Below are 7,921 nucleotides of genomic sequence, written 5' to 3'. Positions count from 1 at the left end.
CCCCGATTGAATATCGAGAAAAGGCCGCAGCTTGAAATACTCTTTTTTTATTGTCTACTTGACAGGGTTATGTGCAGTCTCTTTTATCTTATATCCTCTTTTATTCGTGTAGCTTTGAAACAAAGTTGTTCAACTCACGTACCCGGTAGTTCAGTAAAGTCTAAAGGATTCTTTGAAGCATTTCAATTACAACAAGTATATCTAAGTAATTTGGAACAAATATTATAACTGTTGCAAATTCAAAGGAGGTGGCTAAAATGAACGCACAACGAGCAGAAGAAATTGCTTCTTCGCCAATTATGGCAAATGTGACCTATAATGAGGAAAGTATCTACATTGAGCACGTGGATGAACAAAATGGAATAGCTACAATCCATTCCCTTGATGAACCAAATAAAAAACAAAGTGTTTCTATAACCAGCTTAAATGAACAGTAATATGTTAAATATCCCTTTGGTAATCCTTTGCCTTCGGATGTAGCTTTGAAACAAAGTTTAATCAATTAATAGATAAATGAATAAATAAAAGGTCATGTTTTGAAAAACCAATCAAAACATGACCTTTTAATATTTATTTGGATTATTTTTTTAAAAAAAAGAATAGCCGTATAGGTTACATCGACTAGAGGCGTTTTCCTTAGCAATGAAAAAGCAGTCCGTAAAAGGTTTGTCCGACCTTTTTCGCGGTACCCCTAAAAGAAAATCCATTTCCTGGAGTTTTCCAGACCTAAATCATAAAAAGCCTTATTAAATAAAGGAGTTCACAAATTAGGCATGTATAATATGTGTACTCCTTTGTTCTTTTTATTAAATTAAAGCCACCCTTGTTAGGGAAAAAGTATAAGCAATAACGCCCCTCATTGCCAATCGATGAGGTTTTTCAGTAACGATTTCTATAATCGCTTCGTTTCTTTCTGCTTTTCTTTAGGAAAACCGTTATCAGCATGATCAGAATGACACAGCCTAGCCCTCCTAGAGATGAAACAGAAAATTTATTAGCGTCCCCACTGATTGCTTCTTTTTTAAACGAGGCAGGCACAGCTGTGTTCCTAACATCAGCGACCGTTTTAAGGTTAAAGGATCCTATGGCGCGCCCTTCTTGGTTACTGATTGAGAGAATTCCATCATTACTCGTTTTTAGACTAGGTTCATCACTAATTAAATGAGTATAGTATAAGTCTTTGTTCAGCTTATAGGATTTAGAGTGATCTGCTGAATAAAGTAGGGTTTTTTTATCAATTTTGGCTGATTTAAAATTTTCAAAACCATAATTGAATAGAAGCTCAGTATCGGAGTAGGCATCCTTGTTTGAAGGAGCTTTAAGAGTGACCGCAATCAAGTCCTGTTCTCCTCTAGTAGCAGTAGAAATAAGGGTGTAGCCCGCTTTACTAACGAAACCGGTTTTCCCACCGGTTATTCCCTTATAGGGGAGTTCACCTTTTAAAATTTTATGATGGGTAACTAGAGTTGTGTCCCATGTTTCCACTTTCCATGGTAACTTCTTCTTCCCAAAATCTTCACGAAAAATTTCATTTTTCATTGCATATTGTGTAATTTTAGCAAGGTCACTGGCTGTAGTTACATGGTTTTTGTCAAACAAGCCATGGGGGTTCGTAAAATGAGTATCAGTGACTTTTACTTCTTTTCTTAAAAACTCATTCAAATCCTCCATGAATAATTTTTCACTTCCAGACATATGCTCGGCAATTGCGATAGCTGCATCATTTCCGGAGTTGATTAACATTCCTGCAATTAATTTGGAAAGCTTTATTTTCTCCCCAGGTTCAATAAATACCGAAGAGCCGTCTGCCTCAGCTGCTTTTTTACTAACAGTCACTAATTCATTCTGATCCCCGTGCTCTATAGCATATATAGCAGTAGCAACTTTCGTTAGACTTGCTGGATACATTTTTTTATTTATATTTTTTTCGTATAATACTTTTCCACTTTTCGCATCAATAATGATCCCAGCTTCACTAACAAGAGGTAAGTCGGATTCTGCACTTACAGTCGTAGAGGTGAAGGGGATTAAAGCCAAAATGAAGATAAAGAAAAACCTTTTCATATACCTCTCCTTAATTGATAGTTAAATCCTATATAGTCATACTATAATAAATCTGAATGTTTAAAGATGTTTTATTGAAATTGAAATGAAACAGTAATTACCCTTTAATAATCATGGAAGTATTTTGGATAATATTCTTCATTTACTTTCCTGGAATACCTTTATAAGGGTTTTGATTCTTTTAGTACCTATAAAATTATTAAGAAGCAAAGAGAATATTCGATGTTTTTATGTAGCTTGTGATACTTATTCTTGAACTAAAAAACCCATTTTTCCAAGTTGTTATTTCTAAAGGGGTTTGAGTGGCTATACTCTTTCTGACCACAATTGCTCCCTTAATGGAATAACTTAAATAGGGCCTTATAAACACTTATGCTTGTTCTAGCCCCCCTGAAAAGTTTAGCGACCTTCATCTAAGGGTTCTCCCCTCGTTATCTTAAGAATTTTTCACCATAAACCAAAAATTTATTAATGCACTTTAATGTTTCGGTAATTTTTTATTTTTAAAAAGATATTGAAGCCCATCCTAATATTGCAAAATGAATTTTCATTATAAGTATCCTCTTCCTAAGAAACCATCTTAACAATTTGATGAATGTTAAAAATCCCATATACTTCATGAAAAAATTATTATTTATGGGGTTTATTTTGTTATTTTCGCTAAACATGCTGGCTGGATCAATTAGTGCCGTCACTAAAACACAAGAAAATTGCATAAGCTAATCTGAAGTAAAGTTTCAAAATGAATTCAGGAGACTTTGGATGGATCATGTATTATGGACAAGTAATTATATTACAAGTGCAACAACAGCAGGAGCAGAAGACCAAAAGCAAGTGTTGTCCAGGCTTCTTAAAAATCAAGAGGATATTGGTAATGCTGTGAAGGGTGTATACGGTGAGGAGGCTGGGAACTAACTTACGGATTTGCTTAAGGAACATATTGTTATTGCCGGTAAGATCGTAGATGCTGCTAAAACCGGAAAAGAAGCCTTAGTGAATCAGCTAAACAAAGAATGGTATAGAAATGCTGATGATATAGCGGCGTTCCTTAGCGGTGCCAACCCTTATTTAAAAGATGAAGATCTAAAAAAATTGCTTTATATTCATCTAAAATTGGTGACAAAAGACTTATCTGCAAGCTTGGCAAAGGATTGGGATGCAAGAATCGTTGCGATTGATGATGGGGTCACACATATAATTCTAATGGCAGATGCTATCTCTGCTGGAGTTGTGAAGCAGTTTCCGGAGAAGTTTAATAAATAATCTTAACAATCTCACCTTAATAGTGCATTTTTATTTCACTTAGAATATTTCGTTCAAACCTCATTTTCAGTTATTATAGGAATGCTGCCCTGTTAGTTCCATAATAAAAGGAGCTGCTGATCAGCCCCTGAAATGAAGTAAAGCACCTGTTAGTTTTATAAGAAAAGCGATTCTTATTGAATCGCTCACGATCGTGGAATAAAATCTAGAGTTCAAACATACATATTTCAACTTGCTTTATGTTTTTTGACCAATAAATTAAAGTTGCTAAAAATATTCATGTTTCAAAAGTAGATTGTATCATCATGTAACTTTTTAAGCTTGGAATTGTTTTTCATGAATATCTTTTTGAATGTTAATTCTTCTCACAATAAAGATGAGGACAAGTGCACTCAATAAGCAGGTTGCCCCTCCTGCTCCCATCAAGACGAGTGAAACTCCAAGCCATTTGGCAAGGAGAGATCCCACAGCCGGTGCAATAAGCATAGAAAATGTTTGTAAAGATGTGGCCACAGCAGATACTCTCCCCATAATTTGCTTAGGTGTCTCGGACTGTAAAATAAAACTATAAGGGACAGACTCACCAGAGCTAATAAAACCAAGGAAAAAAGCGCCAATCATCCAACCCCAATAAGGAAGATTTACAATCCCCATAATACCAAACCCCATAACAATTATTAAAGAACCACTAATAATTGATGCATATGACATTAGATGTAACGGTTTGTTTTTCCAATTTATCCAATTCCCTAATAGAAGCGAACCTACTACGCTTCCCAGTCCTATCGCACTTATCAGTAGTCCAAAATTGCCTTCATTAAAGCCTAGATTTTGAGCGATAAATACCAATAGTCCATCGTACAGGAAAATGATAAAAAACGCTACAGAGGAAAAAATCACTGAAATTTTTAATAAAGGGGTATATAAAATGTGCTTGATACCATCTGAAAGCTCTCCCCAATAATAACCACTATCACTATTTTTAGTTTTTGGTTTATTCTCAGCATTCATTTCTTTTTCATCTATGTTAGGAAGAGTTAATAAAAATACCATTGCAATGAAAAAAAAGACAGCTTCAAATAAAAAAGGGCTTTTTGCACCAAAAAAAGCTATGATGCCCCCACCTAGTGCAGGGCCAATAATTTTCATCGTATTTGTAGAAAGCTGGCTAAGTGTTACTGCCTGAGGAAGGTGGTTATCAGGTATCGTGTACCTGAGTATACTTTGTCTTGCTGAATCATAAATTGCTGCGACTGTTCCCTTCAAAAACACAAATATTAAAAGGGTATAAAGATTAGGAGCAAAAAATAGTCCTGCTACAATCAAGATTCTTAAAAATAAACAAATAACCATTATTTTCTTTTTGGGAAGTCGATCCACAAAGACACTTGCAAAAGGACCTATAATGACCCAAGGTAGTCCTAATACAATGATTACTGCTGCAATGGCTGTTTCATCCAGCCCCCAATTGTAAGCAACAATAACCTGCAAAGCAATAAAATCAAGCCAATTACCAAGGTCTGAAAATAGCTGTGCGCCAAATAGTGAACGAAATGCACGGAATCTAACAGGCTTAAATATGCCAGCTTTCATCTGTTATTTCCCCTTTTCTTCTTGGATTGCTTTTCTTCGCCTTTCTTGTAGTTTTTCTGTATTCCCATTTGGATCCTGTCCTTTTGGGAGTTGATTTTTTTCCAAGGCATTTATCGATTCTTCAATCCACATCAACTCAGCTTCTAATTGTATTTCGGCATGGCGAATTGCTAGCATACCAAAATTACTGATGTAAGAAACACCATTTTTGGGCCAATCTTTAACAAATTTAAGTAAATCTTCAGTTATCTCTTTTCTTTTTAGAAGATGACTGATTAATATTGAGCTTTCTATATCTTCATGCCATGTGGACATCTTCATTAATAATTCATCTCTAATATTTGGATAGCTCGGGGGAAGCCGAAGCCAATCTTCAAATTCTTCCCAACCCTTTGGAGTAAGTTCATAAAGTTTCTTTTTACGTCCCTCTTCATCTTGTTCGATAGGATAAATAAATCCCTCTTCTTCAAACTTTTTTAGTTTAGGATAAATACTTCCATAACTCATCCCCCAATATAAGCCGGCTGCTTTATGCTCAAACTCAGATTTAATATCGTATCCGGTACTTGGATAAAAACTCAAAATAGCAAGAATAGAATGTTCAATAGCCAACATTTATAACCCCTCTCACATATCAAAATGATATATCATCATGATATGTTTAATTGTAGGTAAAATCAACCAGATAATAAATTTTTTTACATATTTCTTTCAAGAAAGTTATCCTGTTACACAGTGATCCAATTTTTAAAAAGTTGTTGTTTCACAATTTTGACCCAATTGTTGATCAATGATTAAACAGCACTCTTAAACTCCCCTTTAGTTCAATAAGAAAAACCGAAATCAAAATCATTTCGGTTCATCTTTTTATAAACGGTTTAACTTTTTTATAATCGGTACGACTTTATTTTAAAACTACAGTGGCAACCCGAAAAGATTGGGGTGACACTCACCTTTATGAAAGTACCTGTACTAAAAGTGCATACTTACATAATCGCAGTGTTAACTTTATACTCAAAATAAATAATAATAAAGGAGGACAAATATTTGAAAACGCTTGTTATCGTAACACACCCAAGCATAGAAACATCCCTCATTAATAAGAGATGGGTAGAAGAGCTTGCAAAATATCCGGAAAAATATACTATTCAAGAATTGTCTAAGGTTTACCCCGATGGAAACATAGACGTGGAAAAAGAACAAAAATTGGTTGAATCGCATGGTAATCTTGTTTTGCAGTTCCCTATATATTGGTTTAATTGTCCGCCTCTCCTTAAAAAATGGCTTGACGATGTTTTTGCTTATGGTTGGGCTTATGGTTCAAATGGAGGCGATCAATTAAAGAACCGGAAAGCTGCTTTAGCTGTATCTGCCGGAATTAAAAAAGAAGATTATAGTGAAGAGGCAAAATATCGCTATACACTTGAACATTTATTATCTCCTTTTGAAACTACCTTCCTATACTGCAATGCAGATTATCGTTCGTTCTTTGCGTTTTATGGCACAGAAAATGCGCCGTCTATAAGCGAAGTGGATAAAAGCGCACAAGATTATTTGACCTTTGTTGACAACCTGTAATAGGTAGCTTTTTTAAAGCTACAAAAAGAAGTATTTCCTTGTTCAGGAGATACTTCTTTTTTATTTATATCTGTCGCTGTACATCCTCCAGAGCTGGTAAACGGTTTTTCTCTCCCCAATCACACATCATATTTAACAATGGAATAAGAGAAAGACCACGTTCAGATAATGAATATTCAACTCTTGGGGGTATTTGGGGAAACTCCTTGCGAATGATAATGTCATTTGCTTCCAGCTCCTTTAACATGATGCTTAGCGTTTTAAAGGAAATGGTACCGATACTTCGCTTCAGCTCATTATGCCGCATAACTTTATTTTCAGAAAGCCAATACATAATGATCATTTTATATTTACCGCCTATTAAGGACAACGTATATCCAAAGCCAGTGTCTTTTAATTCCACGTCAGTCGGAACACAGGTTTCGCGCACAAGTTACACTCCCCTTTGGTAAGTATATGATATAAAAATGCATACTTTTCAATATTATGAAATCTCATGGATTATTCTTTTATAAAAAGTGATCATTTTTGTGTTTCTTAATCAACTAACGCACCCGTTAGTCTAATCTTCACCAAAAATTTGTTTATTTCTTTTTCTAAAAAGCGTCACATTGTGAATAGGTGTAATTACTTGTTTATCCCAATATATTGCACTACCATTTGGAATAGCGTATATATCCCTATTGTATGATAAAGGGAATAATTCTTCATCAACGGTTCCATCATAGTGAACTTCTACACTAAAATCTACTAACTCTAAACCTTCTATTACTTGTTCGGGATAATCTTCATCTTTTGTGATAATACAATCTCTACAAAAAACTAAAGCCCCAGCACTAACACCCACCATTAAGCCCGAGAAACCTTTAATAGCTTGTATCAATTCTTTTGCAATCAAACTTTCCATTAACTTCTCTGGTCTTCCGCCAGTAAAATAAAGAACATTATGGTCTTTTATTTCATTTTGCATTTCTTGATTTGTGAGTCAATAGTCTAGTAGTTTAATATGCTCTATTCCTATATCCCCAAATGATTTCTTTGCAGAATTAAACCATCTATCAATTTTTGAATCCTCCGTAGCGAAAGGAATTATTAAGGTTTTATTACCTGCTTCAACGTGATTTGATAAATAATTCATTACATCATCAAGTTCCCCAGCTAAAGGGTTTCCTCCCCCAATAAAACAAAGGCTCATTAGTATTTCTCCTTGTTATGTACTTTTCACATATTATACCATTTTCTAAAGCTTCAAAAAGTTAGTTTCTCATGAACTAAGCTGCCTCGATCGTTGCAAACAATCGAGTAGGAGGAGGCGCCTAGCCTCCGACCTCTCACACCACCGTACATACCGTTCGGTATACGGCGGTTCAGTTTAAGTCTGACGTAGTTTTGTATATCGTTCATATAGATTTACTAACCCATG

General features: G+C 34.9%; 8 protein-coding genes and 1 pseudogene. 3 read left to right on the top strand and 6 right to left on the bottom strand.

Annotated elements, in window-relative coordinates; all coding sequences use genetic code 11:
• The first annotated feature begins 257 nt into the window (after positions 1-257).
• Positions 258-437 carry a small acid-soluble spore protein H gene (locus N9I19_RS23375; RefSeq protein WP_061461568.1) on the top strand — a complete coding sequence of 60 codons (180 nt, stop codon included), beginning with the start codon at positions 258-260 and terminating at the stop codon, positions 435-437.
• Between the two features lie 442 nt (positions 438-879).
• Here the strand turns inward: N9I19_RS23375 and N9I19_RS23370 are convergent, their stop codons facing one another.
• A complete protein-coding gene (locus tag N9I19_RS23370; protein WP_317779140.1) occupies positions 880-2,064 on the bottom strand; it encodes a D-alanyl-D-alanine carboxypeptidase family protein in 1,185 nt (394 codons plus the stop codon).
• Between the two features lie 618 nt (positions 2,065-2,682).
• Here N9I19_RS23370 and N9I19_RS23365 point away from each other — a divergent pair.
• Positions 2,683-3,327: pseudogene (locus tag N9I19_RS23365) on the top strand (glycosyltransferase).
• A 315-nt stretch (positions 3,328-3,642) separates the two neighbouring features.
• Here N9I19_RS23365 and N9I19_RS23360 read toward each other — a convergent pair.
• Together N9I19_RS23360 and N9I19_RS23355 are read right to left on the bottom strand one after the other, a co-directional pair.
• Positions 3,643-4,920 (bottom strand): MFS transporter, encoded by a 1,278-nt coding sequence (locus N9I19_RS23360; protein WP_317779139.1) that lies wholly within the window; start codon positions 4,918-4,920, stop codon positions 3,643-3,645.
• Positions 4,921-4,923: 3 nt separating this feature from the next.
• The gene (locus N9I19_RS23355; RefSeq protein ID WP_317779138.1) at positions 4,924-5,535 is read right to left on the bottom strand and encodes a PadR family transcriptional regulator; all 612 of its coding nucleotides are present in this window, start codon (positions 5,533-5,535) and stop codon (positions 4,924-4,926) included.
• A 432-nt stretch (positions 5,536-5,967) separates the two neighbouring features.
• Between N9I19_RS23355 and N9I19_RS23350 the strand changes: the two genes are divergently transcribed.
• Positions 5,968-6,498 (top strand): NAD(P)H-dependent oxidoreductase, encoded by a 531-nt coding sequence (locus tag N9I19_RS23350; RefSeq protein WP_317779137.1) that lies wholly within the window; start codon positions 5,968-5,970, stop codon positions 6,496-6,498.
• Between the two features lie 64 nt (positions 6,499-6,562).
• Here N9I19_RS23350 and N9I19_RS23345 read toward each other — a convergent pair whose 3' ends face one another.
• The 3 genes from N9I19_RS23345 to N9I19_RS23335 form a co-directional block, all read right to left on the bottom strand.
• Positions 6,563-6,928: a winged helix-turn-helix transcriptional regulator gene (locus N9I19_RS23345; RefSeq protein WP_317779136.1), complete on the bottom strand. Its 366-nt coding sequence runs from the start codon at positions 6,926-6,928 to the stop codon at positions 6,563-6,565.
• A gap of 132 nt (positions 6,929-7,060) precedes the next feature.
• Positions 7,061-7,468: a Type 1 glutamine amidotransferase-like domain-containing protein gene (locus tag N9I19_RS23340; protein WP_317779135.1), complete on the bottom strand. Its 408-nt coding sequence runs from the start codon at positions 7,466-7,468 to the stop codon at positions 7,061-7,063.
• A gap of 15 nt (positions 7,469-7,483) precedes the next feature.
• A complete protein-coding gene (locus N9I19_RS23335; protein ID WP_317779134.1) occupies positions 7,484-7,693 on the bottom strand; it encodes a hypothetical protein in 210 nt (69 codons plus the stop codon).
• Positions 7,694-7,921: the final 228 nt, after the last annotated feature.

The sequence above is a fragment of the Peribacillus sp. CSMR9 genome (assembly GCF_033141925.1).
In the GTDB taxonomy this organism is placed as follows: domain Bacteria; phylum Bacillota; class Bacilli; order Bacillales; family DSM-1321; genus Peribacillus; species Peribacillus simplex_A.
This window is presented reverse-complemented; position numbering and strand designations above follow the sequence as displayed.